The organism is Gilvimarinus sp. 1_MG-2023, from assembly GCF_030548285.1.
This window is the reverse complement of the sequence record NZ_JAUOSC010000741.1, coordinates 1-296: the sequence shown is the minus strand read 5'-3', so window position 1 is coordinate 296 and position 296 is coordinate 1. Positions and strand designations below refer to the sequence as shown.

At 57.1% G+C, this 296-nt stretch carries 1 pseudogene; it reads right to left on the bottom strand.

What is annotated here, in order from left to right:
* Positions 1 to 296: pseudogene (locus tag Q4563_RS18840) on the bottom strand (3-phosphoshikimate 1-carboxyvinyltransferase); the annotation flags it as partial.

Here is a 296-nt window from a genome sequence, read left to right as displayed (position 1 = left end):
CAATGAGGCCATTGAGAAACTCATGGCGATACGATGGTCGCCATGGCTTGCGATCACGCCAGCACCAAAGCTGCCTTCAGGGCCAAAACCGGGAATAATTGCACCATCGGCAGTGCCTTGCGCCGCAACGCCGAGGCTATTCAAGCCATCAACCATGGACTGGATACGGTCGCTCTCCTTGACGCGCAATTCCTCTGCTCCCGTCAGGATGGTTTCCCCTTCGGCACAGGCGGCGGCAATAAAGATCGCCGGAAATTCGTCAATCGCCAGCGGCACCTGGTCTTCCGGTATATGGA